The following is a 14957-nucleotide window of genomic DNA, read 5'->3' as shown; positions in this document are numbered from 1 at the left end:
TCCCTAATTATTGAGCTTCTTCAAAGGCAAGCTCAGGAGGAGGTTGTCTAAACATTTTTGTAAGGTTTAGAAGGTACACAAATCCTAACGCAAGCCACACTCCACCTAGCATAAGTGAATGGATGTCTAACTTTACCCAAAAGAATCCTGTAAGTGTAGCACCAATTAACGGAATAATAAGGTACCGAATTGTCCCCATAATGGACCTCTGTTTTTTTCGGAAATAAAAATAAGAGATAACCGAAAGATTAACGAAAGTAAAAGCAAAAAATGCACCAAAATTCACGAGAGATACTGCAGTAGTAAGACTTAAGAAAAGAGCGCTTAAAGCAACGCCTCCTATAATTAATATGTTGTATACAGGTGTACGATATTTTGGTGAAAGATATCCAAATACTTTGACAGGTAGTACACGTTCACGTCCCATTGCGTATAAAATACGTGAAGCACTTGTTCCTGACGCAACCGCTGATGAAAAACTTGACATGATTCCTTCAGCAAGAATATAACTTGCCAAAAAGTTACCCCCGATATACATTGCAATTTCCACATAAGCAGATTCCGGGTCTTTAAATGATTGGTAGTCTGGCCAGACTACCTGTAAAAAATAAGAACCGAAAATATATAATACTCCACCAATGATTGTAATAAAATAAATAGCCCTAGGTATAGATTTTCGAGGGTTTTTTGTTTCTTCTGAAAGAGTTGTTACTGCATCAAATCCTAAAAAGGAAAAGCATAAAATAGGGATCACGGACATGAAGTCCGGCGCATTTACACTTGAATCAATAAACGGAAGTATAGAATAAAGTGTTCCTGCTCCATTACCATTTAGAAGACCCTTAATTGAAAAGGTAATGAAGAGTGCGAATGTTCCGAATTGAAGGAACAGAATTGCTGTATTAAACTTAGCTGCTACAGTTATGCCAAGTATATTTACGATAGTAATCGTAATGATAAAGATAATAATCCAAATGTACATAGGAATCGAAGGGAAATATGCCTTCATTGCTATTCCTGCCAATAAAGCACTAATCATTGGACAAAACAAATAATCCAGTAATATTGACCAACCTACGAGAAAACCAATGTGAGGATTTAGGGATTTTTGCGTAAACGTATAAGCAGCACCCGCATTTGGAAAAGCTTTAACCATTTGCGCATAGCTGTAGGCTGTAAATAGCATAACGATTAAGGCAACGATATAGGCAGTTGAAATCATCCCGTTCGTGCCATGAACAGCTACTCCATATGTTGAAAACAAAGTCGATGGAGCCATATAGGCTAAACCAAAAAACACAACATATTTTAATGAAAGAGAACGTTTAAGAGTTGGTGAGTTTGGATTATTCACATATCAGTCTCCCTTGTCTAAATTAGCTACATCGTAGCCATTCTTATTCCAATACCTTCTAATTCTACTACCAATCCTCCATACCCAAAATTTCGTTAGATAACATTGACGCACATCCGTTAGGGAGCCTTTTTTTCGTCGTTTATTAAATTACCAATGACCCAATATGATCATAAACTACTTTACCATCAACTATCGTTACTGTACCTTTGTATCTGATATTTCAAATGTTTGATTCCCATGAATCGTTTCCGACCTTCTTTAGTTGTATTAATTTGTACATGACGTTATTTTAATGGTATTTTTCCCTCTCTCCTGAACAAGCGATAAATCGATTGATAAAGATATAATCTCTTCACCGCATCCAGCTTCTGCAATAATTCTTCCATACGGATCCACAATTACGCTCCCCCCAACAAAAATAGTTTCCCCTACCCGTCCAACTTGATTTGCCATAGCGACAAACATTTGATTCTCTGCCCTCTGACTTGAATAGCAGCGCGTGTACCGGACCATAAGGAGCCATATTTTCATTTGTTAACAACAATAGCTAGGTTCCCATACTCGCAACTGCACGTGCTGTTTCTGGATATTCAACATCGTAACAAATGAGTAACCCTATTTTTTTTGTACCTTGCCAGTTGCAGCTCCGAAAACAATCACCGGCTTTAACTTGTGCAGATTCCCCTACCCACAAATGAGTTTTACGATAAGAGAGCAACAGACCTGTCGGATTAACTAGAAAAGTTGTGTTATATACGTTCTCTCCCTCCTTTTCGTATAAACCAACAACAACAATTGAGGTATTAGCATCCCTCGCTTGGCGTTCCAAATTTTTAACAATAGGTCCGTTTAATGGCTCGGTCAATATACGGATACCTCTGGAGATGGTAATCCCATGTACTCAGGAAACAAAATGAGATCGAGAAAATTACTTCTCTAACGTTATCCAAACGAGTAAGACTATTCACATTTGACCCGGTTTCACAATGAATTGTGCCAATACGACATTTACCTTTCTCATAACAAAATCCTCCCTTCGGTGATTAAGATACTTACATAAGATTAAATAGCAATTATTGTGCCAATAATTGAAACACTTATATATCAATGATTTTTTCGTAAAACAAAAATAAGGTGTGATTATACACTCACACCTTTTCTTTCGGTTTAACAATTCGTTTTAGTAAATATAATGAATTTCAGTGGATGTGATTTTAGAATCACACTGTTAGTACAGAATCACCATAGTCTTTGAATAGAACAATTATTCACCTATTAATTTCTTATATTTAATCTTTTCATCTTTTGATATAAGAGCGACCGATCTATTTTTAAAAGATCTGCAACTTTTGTCTTGTTTCCATCACAAACTTTAAACGCTTCCATTATAACTTCACGCTCAGCCTTCTTCTTCGCCTCTTCAATTGGATTGTCTGTATTAAATTCTATTACATTGTTTTGATCTTCTTCATTAAAAAGATGATCAAAATGCTCTATCTTTAGCATATCTTCATTCCAACTAATGCGATTCATTGCTCTCTCAATCATATTTTGTAATTCTCTAATATTTCCTGGCCAGTGATAGTTCATAAACATTATAAAGACTTCTTCAGAAATTGATTCTACATTTCTATTTAAAAATTGATTAAGATGATTAATATATGATTCTGCTATTATAGGAATATCTTCTTTTCTCTCCCTTAATGGAGGAACACGAATATCAATTACATTTAGGCGATAATATAAATCCTCGCGAAATTTCCCTTCTTTAATCAAACTTCTTAAATTTTCATTCGCCGCACCTATAACTCTAATATCAATAGGTAAACTATGACTCCCACCTACTTTATCAATTTCATTTTCTTGTAACGCTCTTAAAATTTTAGGTTGTAAGAAATACGGCATTTGATTTATTTCATCTAAAAATAATGTTCCATTATTGGCCAATTGAAATTTACCTAATTTCCCACCTTTTTTAGCACCTGTAAATGCACCGTCTTCATAGCCAAAAAGTTCAGATTCAAATAGTTCAGATGGTATAGCCGAACAATTTAAACGTACAAAATTACTGTGATTGCGATTACTTAAATCATGAATTGCATGTGCAACCAGCTCCTTTCCACAGCCTGTTTCTCCGGTAATTAAAACAGTGGAGTTCGTGCTAGCTGCCTGCCTAATTTCTCCCTTTAACTTTTTTATAGACGCACTCTCACCAATAATGTTATTGATGGAATATCTGCTACTTTGAAGTCGCTTTAATTCATTTTTAAAATAATCTAACTCATTGTTTAAACTTTTGATTTTTTTTAAGAAATTCATCAATAAATCTTTATTATCGAATACATCATACTCTACGACGCCAAAAAATTGGTTATCATCGTCGAAAATTGGATATCGGGTGCTAATAATTGTACAGTCATCTAGAAAATACGCATCAGTCAAATCGGGCTTCATGGTTTCTACAGTGCAGTGGATTTTTGTGGTAGGTATCACATCTTTTATATGCTTTCCAACGACTTCCTTGGGGTTAACTCTTATTGAATTAGCTGTTTTCTGATTCATATAGATAATTTTTGCCTCTTTATCAACAACGATTAGCCCATCAATATGTTCAAAAATTAAAATACACTCTTCTCTAGATAGCATAGATACACCTCGCACTAAAACTAATATTATAACTGTTAAACAACAATCTTACACTACCACTTTGGGAATATCTTGTTTCTTAGACCCAGTGTATCAAATAATGTAGGTTCACACTCAAATAATGAAAGAAAGTCGTTTTATTCTGGGAATACATTCACTCACCATCACCACGTTTCAACTCCCTATTTTAACATTTTATTGTTGAACTAACCTGCCCCGTTAGTTGCATAAGAAAATGGAGCTGTTTCCAACCCCATATTTGTTAGTTCAACAAGATAATAACTTTTGTAAGGTAGTTCCATACATACCTGCTTTCATTAGTAAAAGAAAGTGACAACCAGGGATGGGTGCCTTTTCAATTTCATAAACACTTTGATTTCGTTTATTAATAGTATTCCTTTATACACACTTATTATTTCATTCAAATTGATTAACTATCTTTAAAAAATATTGTATTTGTTAGTCTTCTTATTAACAACTTGTCCAAACCAATCGATACTTTCCTCATAGAATGAATACAAGTAATTATACAGAAATGGAGGAAACAAACCAATGAGTGACACAGATTTTTCAAATGATTCTCCAGGCCCAAAAGGAAAATTAATTACTGGCCATTCAAAGGAGTTTATTTCAGATACACTTGGCTTTCTAACCCGTTTAGCAAATGAATATGGAGAAGTTGCTAAAATTCGTTTTGGACCTTTCCATAATGTTTACCTTATTTCAAATTCAGATTTAATTAAGCAGGTACTTGTAACAAAACAAAAATCCTTCTTGAAATCAAAGGACTTCTCTGCTTTAAAACCAGTACTCGGAGAAGGCCTTCTTACAAGTGAAAAAGAATTTCACATGCGCCAAAGAAGGCTTATTCAACCCTCTTTCAAAAAGTCTCATATTAGCAATTATGGTCAGGATATGATTGATATAACAATGGACTATATTTCCACTTGGAAAAACAGAGAAGAAAGGATTATTACGGAGGATATGATGAGCCTTGCACTGGGTATTATCAGCAAGACCATGTTCAGCATGAACCTCAAAGAAGGATATGGCATGCTCGGGGAACCTATAGAATCCTTCATGAGAATTGCCGTTAAAAGAATGCGAACACTTCAAATGCCACTATGGGTTCCAACTAAAAACAACCGTGAATATAATATTGCGAAACAGAGACTTGATAAGGTGATTTATAGCTTTATTGAAAAACGTAGAACAGAGGCAGAGAGACATGAGGATATGCTTGGGATTCTAATGGATGCTCGAGATGATGAGGATGGCTTAGCTATGACAGACAAGCAGTTACGTGATGAGTTAATGACCATTTTCCTTGCCGGTCACGAAACAACAGCAAACGTGCTTTCCTGGACCTTATACTTGCTTTCCCAACACCCTGATGTGGAAACTAAACTTTTCAATGAAATAGATAGCGTAATCGGTAACCGTAATCTAACACCTGGCGATTTTATGAAATTAACATTCACACAAAATGTTATCTATGAATCAATGCGCATATACCCGCCTGCCTATATCATACAACGGGAAGTGGCGGAGGATGTGGTAATTGGAGGGTATCTTTTTAAAAAAGGCGATATGATCCTGTTGAGTCAGTATGTGATGCACCACAAGCCTGAGTATTTTGATAATCCAGATTCCTTTAAACCTGAGCGATTTGAAAACAACTTTATGAAAACCTTACCTCCGTTCGCTTACTTTCCATTTGGCGGAGGTCCGAGAGTTTGTATCGGTAATCATTTTGCAGTGATGGAAGCTGTGCTTGTCCTAGCATGCATTGCTCAACGATATCGGATAAGGCTGGCGCCTGACCATCATGAAGTAAAGCCACTTCCGTCTATTACACTCAGACCGAAGCGTGGATTGCGCATGGTAGTCGAAGATAGAAATATAGGAGGTTTCCAACCAGAAGCTTCTGAAATTTAAATGAATATAAGTTGTATTAATGAAAAAATTGTCACTCTACACCTAAGGAAGATCCCTCCCTTTTAGTTCCAAATAAAGGATGCTAGACCTTATAATAGAGTTAGCATCCCATAAGGATTTTGTCCTTTTATAGTATTTAAATGCACAATATCCTCCGGGGTCAGACCTTCGTGTTCGTACCTTGTTATTATTCGTTTAAGTATCCCTTGCACCATCCCTTGAAAAATGATGTATATAACAAAATGAAGCTTACTATTATTGTGAATTATTGGTTATCTTGATTTGTAAAAAAATTGTAGAAACATCACCGTACCCTCTTACAACTTCCCTTATATTATGGAGCCCGTTTTCGCCCTGTAATTCAACTAACGCACCTGATAGTTGCATAAAGAAAAAGCTGCCTTAAAGACAGCTCCGATCTTCAGCTAAAGCACCCGTTAGTTGAACAAGAATAGTAGATTAATCTTTTAAAAAAATATTTAGCATTTTACGCTTTGAATTTTGTTTTTATAAAAACTAATAGACCTAGAATAGCAGAGATAATCAAAAAACTATAAGGAATAGCAAAAAGCGTTCCTAATGATTGTGAACCATTATATCCAACCTAAGCGTACCAATTTTTATTTTCGTTAGCAAAGAACCACTCACTTGAATATCCGTATTTTATTACTTCTTCCATTCCACCATAAGCTTGAGGAAAATTATCTATATCAATATGTTCTGGACTCCCCTCTGGCTTTTTATATAAAGAAAAATGCGATAATTTATCATTAGTTACTTCTTTACAGTCTGAAATAATTTTATTTTTTTCAGTTTCAGATAGTTCTTTATCACGGAGATATCAATAACAGTATTAAAAGTAGCTTGTACTCAGAATCAGAAGTTAGAGGATGAAGCCAAGAAGAAGGTGGCAGCTGACGACAATCAAATTAGGTTATTGGACGTAAATTAAGAAACCCAGCTACCTTCACATGAGAAGATTAGCTGGGTTTCTTAATTATTTACATCTAATTATTTATAGAACTATTCGGATCCGCCAAGTAAAAAAGCGACTGCTCATTGTTCAGCAATCGCGCCCGTTTGTTGAACAAGGTTTCAATTAATATCCCCTAAATAAACTGGAGACTTTTGATTATTAAGATGATTTATTATATATTTTCTTAGTTCTTTGGGATATATCCTATACTGTAGTAAATCATTAATATGTATCCATTCTATCCCTACTTGGGGCTATCTGGATTGGTAGGTGTTTTATAATTATTCCCATTTACTAGGTTGCAGACAAAATAATATTCGACTTGGTGAACATTAAAATCGAATGAAGAATGCTCGTGGTTTTTTCCTATATACTCACGAATATGAAGCAGCTCTCCGATTTCTACTTCTTTTCCAACTTCTTCAATACACTCTCTTAATAATGCGTCATGAATTGTTTCGCCGTGTTCTTGTCCACCGCCAGGGAAAAGATAAAAATACCCCTCATTATCTTGATTTTTTGTTAATAAAATCTTATCTCCACTAATTATAATAGCTTTTGCTGAGTTTCTAATACTCATATGTACCCCTCCTATATATCTCCTACATTTTACTATAAAATAACTTAAATCTTTTTTAATTATCAGGCCCAATTGTTGAACGGATCTAACAGTACTGTTGAACTAACCTGCCTTTAGCTACATAAGAAAAAGAGCTGCCAAAGCAACTCCCTTTTTGAAGTAAAGCACCCGATAGTTCAACAACAATTACTCATTTTTTTCGTAAATGTGATAATAATAGAGGTATGGATTTTCTTTATCAGTAATCCCTTTTTTTACATAAATCTCATTCCATTTTTCAAAATCTAATTCAGGGAAGAATGTATCTCCCTCAAATTCAAAATCAATTTTTGTAACGTACAGTTTATTAGCATATGGCAAGAACAATTTATAAATTTGTTCACCACCAAAAATGAAAATTTCTTCTTCATTTTCACAGAATTTAAATACATCTTCAGTAGAATGAGCAATTTCGCAGCCTTCAACTGAATAGTTTTTATCTCTTGTTAAGATGATGTTTCTTCTTCTAGGTAATGCTCTTCCAATTGATTCAAAGTTTTTTCTGCCAATGATGAGCGAATGTCCCATAGTAGTTTTCTTAACATATTGCAATTCTTTTGGCAATTTCCACGGAAGCTTATTATCTTTACCAATAACCCTATTTTTGTCCATAGCTACTATAAGAGAAATAATCAGTATCTTCACAGCCTTTATACTCGGTTTTAATCCATTTTAAATCTTGTTTGTTGTTGCTACAATCTTTATTACTTGTTCAACTAAACTGCCCCGTTAGTGCCATAAGAAAAAGGTTGCCGCAGCAACCCTTTGGTTAAACTATCGACCTTTTAGTTGGAGAATGGTTAATTAAAACTTAATGTTTAATAATTCTTTCATTTCAAGAAGAACATCAGAATGTTTTTCTTTTGATAAATACATCATTTTCTGTCCTGCTCCATTTACATCTTGCTTCTTTCCGTTCGGTTCTTGAAACATAATCCTTCCATCACTAAAAAAATTTATAGTGTATACTTTGTTATCCATGGTTTCTTTATCGGATAATATAAAAAAGTAATTCCCTTTTTTATTTAATTCTTTACTCTTCTCCAATAACTCCTTATTAGGAGGTTGCACAACTTCCATTTTGTTCACTTTTTCTATAAAAGCTTGTATTTCATTAATATCTGTAATGACCTTTGAAGTTGACTCGGAAGATACACCGTCCTCATCAACACCTTGCACTAATAAAGTTGTATATTCATCTTCATTAGGTATTTCTAAAACTTCACTTTTCGTTTTTGTAGTTTCTAAACTACAAGCATTTAAGAATATTATCATTAACATGCAAATAGTAAACATCTTGAAAAATCTCAAATTCCATCCCTCCATTTCTTCCTTCTACAATATATGTAAATTGAAAAAGTATCCATGCTTAGTGAACTAACCCGCCCCTTTAGTTCATTAAGAAAAGGAGCTGCTTATCAGCTCCTGGTATTGAAGTAAAGCACCTGTTAGATGAATAAGGAAAAAGAGATTTACCTCGAATTGAAGTACAGTGTCTAATCAAATTATTTTTCTAATGCCATATTAACAGATTCAATAGCATGTATTTCTGTTGTATCAAATAATGGCACTTCTGAATCCTCAGGTTTTACTAATAATCCAATTTCTGTGCAACCTAATATTATTCCTTCTGCTCCATCATCAACTAAACTCTTGATAACCTTTTTGTAATAATCCCTTGATGATTGTTGGATTTCCCCTAAACATAACTCTTCATAAATTACTTTATTTATAACTTTTCTATCCTCATCATTTGGTATCAAAACCTTAATACCATTAAACTCTATTCGTGTTTTATAAAAGTCTTGCTCCATCGTATATTTAGTACCAAGTAAACCAACCGTACTTATTTCGGACTTTTGAATTTGATTTGCTGTTGAATCAGCAATGTGTAAAATAGGTAAGCTAACTTTTTCTTCAATATATCTAATCACTTTATGCATCGTATTTGTACAAATTACAATAATTTCTGCACCAGCCTTTTGCAAAGACTGAGCAACATCCCCTAATAGTTTACCAGAACTTTCCCAATCGCCTTCAGCTTGATAGCGTTCGATCTCTTCAAAATCTACGCTATATAAAATGCACTTGGCTGAATGCAATCCTCCCAATTTGGTTTTTACTTCTTCGTTAATAATACGATAATATTCTAACGATGACTCCCAACTCATTCCACCAATAAGACCAATAGTTTTCATAAATATTCCCCTTTCCATTTGAAATATACTAAAAATTTTATATAAATTTAATAGACATAGTACAATATCTTTCTTATTAAATAAACCTGCCCCGTTAGTGCCATAAGAAAAAGGCTGCCTCAGCAACCTTCCTTATTGAAGTAAAGACCCATTAGTTGAAGAGCAAAGTATTATTATACAAAGTATATTAATCCAGAAATACCCAAACAGATTACAGCTATGATTGAGTGGGCTTTTTTCGTTACTTCATTAAAGCGCCCTATAATGGAATAACTAAAATATGGTCTCAATCCAAAAATCAATTATTTCCTTCTCCAACGAGGTATGCTTCATCCGCTTTAAACCGGTGTAGGGATACGCTATCTTGTTCATAGTATATGGCAACTGTCCTGATGCCCAACTCCGTGCATGCCTGGAAGATACGGACAGCTATTTCTCCACGGTTTGCGACTAGTACTTTTTGGAATCGTTTTGTTGTTTTCCTCCTCTGTTCCTCCTGACAAACCATTAAGACGTTTAAACTGTTTTAATCCTGTATATCTAATTTTCATAACTTTATTAAGTAATAGATCTAATTCCTGGCTATATTCAATCGTTCTTGAATCACATAGGCCATACTTTAATGCTGATGTCTCCATTTTGGATTTTAGATCATTTTATTACTTCACATATTTCAAAAGTTCCATTTCTTATCCCCCTTGAAGCAAAAAAGGTCTTACAATAATCATCTACTAAATGCACAAAGTCGGCGTGTTATTCGAACTCTAAAAGCTGTATAGTTTCTATGAAAAAATAGTTGATAAGATTGTTGAGAATAAAAAGATGGCCAATAAATATTGAGTGACTGCTCAATATTTATTGGCTCCGGGCAAGGATTTTCTATCCTAGTTTTCCACTTGCCTCTACAATTTGATTAAGAAACTGTTCAACCTCTTCCTGACTTTTTCCAAGTTTACTTACAAAGCGGTTCAGTTCCTTCCCTTCTTTAAAAGCAATAAAGCTTGGGATTCCGTACACATCCAGCTTCTCTAATACCTCTGGAAAATGTTCACGATTTAATGCAATCATATCTACTCTTTCTCTATACGCTTCTTCCAAGATGGGCATAAATAAATCGGTATGCTGACAGTCTGGGCAATATTCGGCATAGAATTTGGCCATAACTGGTTTTGTTGATAAAATCGCCTCTTCAAACTCTTGTTTTGTTTTAATCTCTTTCATTATTAAAATCCTCCCCATATTTGGTTCTCTTTGATAGATTGATTGTTTCCACTACATAATTCACTTGCATCAAGATATTTTTCGCAATCCAGAGCAGCCATACAACCACTTCCCGCAGCTGTAATGGCTTGGCGGTATTTATGATCTTGAACATCCCCGCAGGCGAATACACCTGGGATATTCGTTTCGGTTGTACCAGGATTCACCATGATATATCCCATATCGTCCGTTTTGATTTGATTGTCTAAAAATGCTGTGTTTGGTTTGTGCCCAATGGCAATGAAAATACCATCAGTTTCCAGAACTTCCTCTTTTCCTGTTTCACTGTTTTTTACTTTCAAACCAGTAACGTGTCGATCCCCTGCGATCACTTTTTCAGGAATGGAATTTAAGCTCCAGGTAATTTTTGGATTCTTTTTGGCACGGTCTTGCATAATTTGGGAAGCGCGAAGCTCCTTTCTGCGGTGGACAACCTGAACCTCCGAAGCAAACTTCGTTAAAAAATTTGCCTCTTCCATAGCAGAATCTCCGCCCCCGACAACGATAATTTTCTTTCCTCTAAAGAAAAATCCATCGCATGTTGCACAGGTGCTTACCCCACGCCCAATATTTTCTCTTTCCCCTGGAATCTCCAAAAGTTTCGCTGAAGCTCCCGTTGAAATGATTAAAGATTGCGTTTTAAGCTCCCCTATTCCTTCCACCGTTAAGGTAAAAGGGTTATTGGAAAAGTCGCCTTTTTTAACCCAGCCTCTTTTAAACTTTGCTCCAAAAAACTCAGCTTGCTTTCGCATGTTCTGCATCAACTCTCGTCCCATAATCCCTTCAGGAAAACCAGGAAAATTCTCGACAGCTGTTGTCAATGTCAATTGCCCCCCTGGTTCAGGCCCTTCAATGACCAAAGGACTTATGTTAGCACGTGCTAAATAGATTGCTGCGGTTAACCCAGCAGGTCCAGTCCCTAGAATAACGGCTTTATACATCGCTTACCTCCTTATCTCTTAGTCATGAATATTAATTTGCAATATTCGTGCCAATCTTTAATTCCTTGCAAAATCACTATTTTTTCAGCCTCTTATAGGTTAATCATTCCTATTTCCTATCACGTTTGAGAAAAATTTTTTCAAGAACAAGAAAACATGTACCAACTCAAATTTCAAACGGTGGATTAAAAGCCAAGAAAGTTTTAAAGGAAAGATACAAGATAGTTGTTGTAACTACTTGAACAATATTTGCAAATCGAGTGGCACCATAAACTAAATCGAATAATGGGACAAAGAAGGCTAGAAAGACATATGGGAAATAGGCATACATCTGCGAACAATAGCTTGCGTTGGATTTCCACGGAATAACCGGTGCGCCCATGATCCCAACATCCTCGATATTACGCGAAAGATTTTCTGGGCCTAATTATTATTTTTAAAGACATTTTTCATAAGGGAACCCGCTACAATTGAAGTTAATAACATCGATGAGCCAATCATATTTGTGATTAATGCGGTTACCATTGTAGCTAGTGTTATTCTAAATGTAGAGCCGAGGGTTCGTTTGACTAATGGCTCCACTAAAGAACTGAGAATCCCAGATTGTTCCAGAATTCCCGTTACACATATGGCTAAAAGGACAACAAGGAATGAGCTCATTAAACTGTAGAGCCCGCCTCTGCTTAGGATGTAAGGACAGACCGGACCACACTTTCACTATTTAATCGATTCTAAGCAGGGGAGTATTCAACCCGCTTTTCTTTTGCAAGATATAGCCCCTCTTCGTCTAAAGGGGTGAATACCCGAAATTTTCTCAATTGCTTTCCATAAACATGGATCGTGATAGCTGGTTTATTACCTACCCCCTCCAAGATATGACAGTCTGCTGGAGGCAGTAGCTTTCCTGTATTCTGCTCGTTTACAATGATGGTATCAGTATGCTGTAACTTAACAATATTGCCCCCAGATAATTCCTCTAATCGTATATAATTAGTCACTTTAACCTTACCCGCGACAACTCCTTCTGCTCCCCATGAATCATCATGATCATGAAGAGTGGTCTTCTGGCCGGGCTTCCAGACTAGCGCAATCACTTCGAAACGATCCTCTGGGTCACAATACAACAGATGCCGCGAGTACCCTTCCTCACTTGGTCTTCTTTTCTCAGAAGGTAGCCATGATTGGGATTGAATTAATTTACCAACTAACCTTTCTGCTTCCACAACACATTCGTTATCATTCTGACTCCGTTCCACCATAACCGTCATATCTTGAACAAAATTTTTGAAATCATATTCATTCGTGTGTTCCATTTTAATTCCTCCCCAATATTCTTATGTTTTACTTTCCTGTATGGGAAAGTTGCTTGACTGCTTGTTCTAACTGAAGTAGAGCTTTTTCCATAGTAGAGCGGGGACATGCGATATTCACTCTCATAAAGCCTTCTCCCCCTAGACCAAAAATGTGACCTTCATTCAAGGCCAATCTTGCTTTTTGCAGCATAAACTGATCTAATTCTTCCATACTAAATCCAAGTTCCCGGAAATCCAGCCATAGCAGGTAAGTCCCTCCGGTTCGACAAGTTTGATTTGAGGGATATGATTTTTCAAATATGATTGAACAAAATCAACACTTCCTTTTAAAAAATCAATAAGCTAATCCAGCCAGCATTCTTCCCCGAATCGATAGGCACTTTCCAAAGCTGCTATACCAAACGGGGTTGCCCAGCCAATCGCCATACTGTTGATTTCACGTTTATAGCGTTCTCTCAAATCACGATTTGGAATAATAACAACAGATGTTTGTACTCCCCAAATATTGAAAGTCTTACTTGGAGAAAAACAGGTGATGGTTTGTATAGCCAGAGCTTCTGAAATAGAGGCGATTGGTATGTGTTTATATTCGTTGTAGACGAGATCAAAATGAATTTCGTCCGAAACAATCAAAATATTATTTTTAAGACAGATTTCCCCAAGACGTGTGAGCTCTTCTCGTGTCCAGACCCTTCCCACCGGATTATGAGGGCTGCAAAGGATTAACATTTTAACGGAAGAATCAATCTGGGCCTCTAAATTTACAAAATCCATCGTGTATCGTTCCGTACTGTTTTTCGATTCCCAAGTTTGAAAATATTTTCTTAATTATTCAAAAAAAGATTGCAATTGAAATTTGCAATCCTATGGTAAGTTATAAGATTCTGTCGTTCTAACCTGCGGGAAAGTGCCGAGTAACGAGTTTTCCATTCTTCCGCAGCTTGGGGTACCGGCCCTTACCTATGAACAAAGTCTATTTAAAAATTGTAATGTCCGTTCATGCCCTGTATGTTCAAAAATTTGTTGAGGTGTTCCTTCTTCAACGATTACACCGTTATCAATAAATACGACTTTATCCGCTGCTTCACGCGCAAAATTCATTTCATGTGTCACTACAACCATGGTCATTCCTTCTTTAGCAAGTTCTTTCATGACCTTTAGAACCTCACCAACCAACTCAGGATCTAACGCGGAAGTAGGTTCATCAAAAAGCAGAACTTCAGGTTCCATAGCCATCGCCCGTGCAATTCCTACACGTTGTTGTTGTCCACCGGATAGCTGGGATGGATAGTGGTTCGCCCGTTCCGATAATCCTACCTTTTTCAGCAATTGAAGAGCCTTCGTACGAGAGGCTTCCTTGTCTTGTTTACGAACGTAAACAAGACCTTCCATAACATTTTCAAGTGCAGTCATATGAGGGAACAAATTGTAACCTTGGAAAACCATACCCGTTTGTTGACGGAACTTAATCACCTTATCTTTTGGAACTGGTTTTTTATCCTGAAAATCCAAAGAAAACTTTCCAAGCTTAATGGTCCCTTTTGTAGGCGCTTCCAATAAATTCAGGCAACGTAACAAGGTTGTTTTCCCTGAACCCGATGGCCCAATAATACAAACTGTATTGCCTTCCTCAATTTTTAGATCGATTCCCTTTAAAACCTCTGTTTGTCCAAATTGTTTATGCAGGTTCTTTATTTCAATCATGTATA

General features: G+C 36.0%; 16 protein-coding genes and 3 pseudogenes. 1 reads left to right on the top strand and 18 read right to left on the bottom strand.

The window, feature by feature from the left end:
- Positions 1 to 7 precede the first annotated feature (7 nt).
- The 4 genes from QUF86_RS16870 to QUF86_RS16855 all read right to left on the bottom strand — a co-directional run bounded on the left by QUF86_RS16870 (position 8) and on the right by QUF86_RS16855 (position 4003).
- Positions 8 to 1354, bottom strand: a complete 1347-nt coding sequence (locus QUF86_RS16870; protein ID WP_289334949.1) for an APC family permease — start codon at positions 1352 to 1354, stop codon at positions 8 to 10.
- Positions 1355 to 1624: 270 nt separating this feature from the next.
- Positions 1625 to 1870, bottom strand: coding sequence for a nitrilase-related carbon-nitrogen hydrolase (locus QUF86_RS16865; RefSeq protein ID WP_289336246.1), 246 nt, complete (start codon positions 1868 to 1870; stop codon positions 1625 to 1627).
- A 34-nt stretch (positions 1871 to 1904) separates the two neighbouring features.
- Positions 1905 to 2222 (bottom strand): nitrilase-related carbon-nitrogen hydrolase, encoded by a 318-nt coding sequence (locus tag QUF86_RS16860; protein WP_289334948.1) that lies wholly within the window; start codon positions 2220 to 2222, stop codon positions 1905 to 1907.
- 410 nt (positions 2223 to 2632) lie between these two features.
- A complete protein-coding gene (locus QUF86_RS16855; protein WP_289334947.1) occupies positions 2633 to 4003 on the bottom strand; it encodes a sigma-54 interaction domain-containing protein in 1371 nt (456 codons plus the stop codon).
- Between the two features lie 552 nt (positions 4004 to 4555).
- Between QUF86_RS16855 and QUF86_RS16850 the strand changes: the two genes are divergently transcribed.
- Entirely contained in the window at positions 4556 to 5941 is a 1386-nt protein-coding gene (locus QUF86_RS16850) for a cytochrome P450 (protein WP_289334946.1), read from the top strand.
- Positions 5942 to 7036: 1095 nt separating this feature from the next.
- Here the strand turns inward: QUF86_RS16850 and QUF86_RS16845 are convergent.
- The 14 genes and pseudogenes from QUF86_RS16845 to QUF86_RS16790 all read right to left on the bottom strand — a co-directional run bounded on the left by QUF86_RS16845 (position 7037) and on the right by QUF86_RS16790 (position 14952).
- A pseudogene (locus tag QUF86_RS16845) lies at positions 7037 to 7497 on the bottom strand (NUDIX domain-containing protein).
- A 186-nt stretch (positions 7498 to 7683) separates the two neighbouring features.
- Positions 7684 to 8172: a dihydrofolate reductase gene (locus QUF86_RS16840; RefSeq protein WP_289336245.1), complete on the bottom strand. Its 489-nt coding sequence runs from the start codon at positions 8170 to 8172 to the stop codon at positions 7684 to 7686.
- Positions 8173 to 8340: 168 nt separating this feature from the next.
- Complete coding sequence (locus QUF86_RS16835; RefSeq protein ID WP_289334945.1) at positions 8341 to 8847, bottom strand: hypothetical protein; 507 nt, start codon at positions 8845 to 8847, stop codon at positions 8341 to 8343.
- A 194-nt stretch (positions 8848 to 9041) separates the two neighbouring features.
- Positions 9042 to 9734 (bottom strand): aspartate/glutamate racemase family protein, encoded by a 693-nt coding sequence (locus QUF86_RS16830; protein ID WP_289334944.1) that lies wholly within the window; start codon positions 9732 to 9734, stop codon positions 9042 to 9044.
- A 307-nt stretch (positions 9735 to 10041) separates the two neighbouring features.
- Positions 10042 to 10242, bottom strand: a pseudogene (locus QUF86_RS16825) (biotin carboxylase N-terminal domain-containing protein); the annotation flags it as partial.
- A 49-nt stretch (positions 10243 to 10291) separates the two neighbouring features.
- Positions 10292 to 10372: pseudogene (locus QUF86_RS28640) on the bottom strand (aspartyl-phosphate phosphatase Spo0E family protein); the annotation flags it as partial.
- Between the two features lie 241 nt (positions 10373 to 10613).
- Positions 10614 to 10955, bottom strand: coding sequence for a thioredoxin family protein (locus QUF86_RS16820; protein WP_289334942.1), 342 nt, complete (start codon positions 10953 to 10955; stop codon positions 10614 to 10616).
- Positions 10956 to 10957: 2 nt separating this feature from the next.
- A complete protein-coding gene (gene trxB / locus QUF86_RS16815; RefSeq protein WP_289334941.1) occupies positions 10958 to 11935 on the bottom strand; it encodes a thioredoxin-disulfide reductase in 978 nt (325 codons plus the stop codon).
- Positions 11936 to 12101: 166 nt separating this feature from the next.
- Positions 12102 to 12317: a hypothetical protein gene (locus tag QUF86_RS16810; RefSeq protein ID WP_289334940.1), complete on the bottom strand. Its 216-nt coding sequence runs from the start codon at positions 12315 to 12317 to the stop codon at positions 12102 to 12104.
- Between the two features lie 41 nt (positions 12318 to 12358).
- Positions 12359 to 12625 carry a Na+/H+ antiporter NhaC family protein gene (locus tag QUF86_RS28635; protein WP_353957697.1) on the bottom strand — a complete coding sequence of 89 codons (267 nt, stop codon included), beginning with the start codon at positions 12623 to 12625 and terminating at the stop codon, positions 12359 to 12361.
- A gap of 41 nt (positions 12626 to 12666) precedes the next feature.
- Positions 12667 to 13248 (bottom strand): cysteine dioxygenase family protein, encoded by a 582-nt coding sequence (locus QUF86_RS16805; RefSeq protein WP_289334939.1) that lies wholly within the window; start codon positions 13246 to 13248, stop codon positions 12667 to 12669.
- A gap of 28 nt (positions 13249 to 13276) precedes the next feature.
- A complete protein-coding gene (locus tag QUF86_RS16800; RefSeq protein WP_098177525.1) occupies positions 13277 to 13459 on the bottom strand; it encodes a hypothetical protein in 183 nt (60 codons plus the stop codon).
- A gap of 131 nt (positions 13460 to 13590) precedes the next feature.
- The gene (locus QUF86_RS16795; RefSeq protein WP_289334938.1) at positions 13591 to 14022 is read right to left on the bottom strand and encodes an aminotransferase class I/II-fold pyridoxal phosphate-dependent enzyme; all 432 of its coding nucleotides are present in this window, start codon (positions 14020 to 14022) and stop codon (positions 13591 to 13593) included.
- Positions 14023 to 14208: 186 nt separating this feature from the next.
- Complete coding sequence (locus QUF86_RS16790) at positions 14209 to 14952, bottom strand: amino acid ABC transporter ATP-binding protein (RefSeq protein ID WP_289334937.1); 744 nt, start codon at positions 14950 to 14952, stop codon at positions 14209 to 14211.
- Between the last annotated feature and the right edge of the window lie 5 nt (positions 14953 to 14957).

This window comes from Peribacillus sp. NJ11 (assembly GCF_030348405.1).
Lineage (GTDB): Bacteria > Bacillota > Bacilli > Bacillales > DSM-1321 > Peribacillus.
This window is presented reverse-complemented; position numbering and strand designations above follow the sequence as displayed.

What these genes read in the sequence shown, in the direction of transcription:
- QUF86_RS16865 (WP_289336246.1), bottom strand. Translation starts at nt 1,870, where the DNA reads ATGGTCCGGTACACGCGCTGCTATTCAAGTCAGAGGGCAGAGAATCAA.
- QUF86_RS16855 (WP_289334947.1), bottom strand. Translation starts at nt 4,003, where the DNA reads ATGCTATCTAGAGAAGAGTGTATTTTAATTTTTGAACATATTGATGGG.
- QUF86_RS16850 (WP_289334946.1), top strand. Translation starts at nt 4,556, where the DNA reads ATGAGTGACACAGATTTTTCAAATGATTCTCCAGGCCCAAAAGGAAAA.
- QUF86_RS16830 (WP_289334944.1), bottom strand. Translation starts at nt 9,734, where the DNA reads ATGAAAACTATTGGTCTTATTGGTGGAATGAGTTGGGAGTCATCGTTA.
- QUF86_RS16820 (WP_289334942.1), bottom strand. Translation starts at nt 10,955, where the DNA reads ATGAAAGAGATTAAAACAAAACAAGAGTTTGAAGAGGCGATTTTATCA.
- trxB (WP_289334941.1), bottom strand. Translation starts at nt 11,935, where the DNA reads ATGTATAAAGCCGTTATTCTAGGGACTGGACCTGCTGGGTTAACCGCA.
- QUF86_RS16810 (WP_289334940.1), bottom strand. Translation starts at nt 12,317, where the DNA reads ATGGGCGCACCGGTTATTCCGTGGAAATCCAACGCAAGCTATTGTTCG.
- QUF86_RS16805 (WP_289334939.1), bottom strand. Translation starts at nt 13,248, where the DNA reads ATGGAACACACGAATGAATATGATTTCAAAAATTTTGTTCAAGATATG.
- QUF86_RS16800 (WP_098177525.1), bottom strand. Translation starts at nt 13,459, where the DNA reads ATGGAAGAATTAGATCAGTTTATGCTGCAAAAAGCAAGATTGGCCTTG.
- QUF86_RS16795 (WP_289334938.1), bottom strand. Translation starts at nt 14,022, where the DNA reads ATGGATTTTGTAAATTTAGAGGCCCAGATTGATTCTTCCGTTAAAATG.
- QUF86_RS16790 (WP_289334937.1), bottom strand. Translation starts at nt 14,952, where the DNA reads ATGATTGAAATAAAGAACCTGCATAAACAATTTGGACAAACAGAGGTT.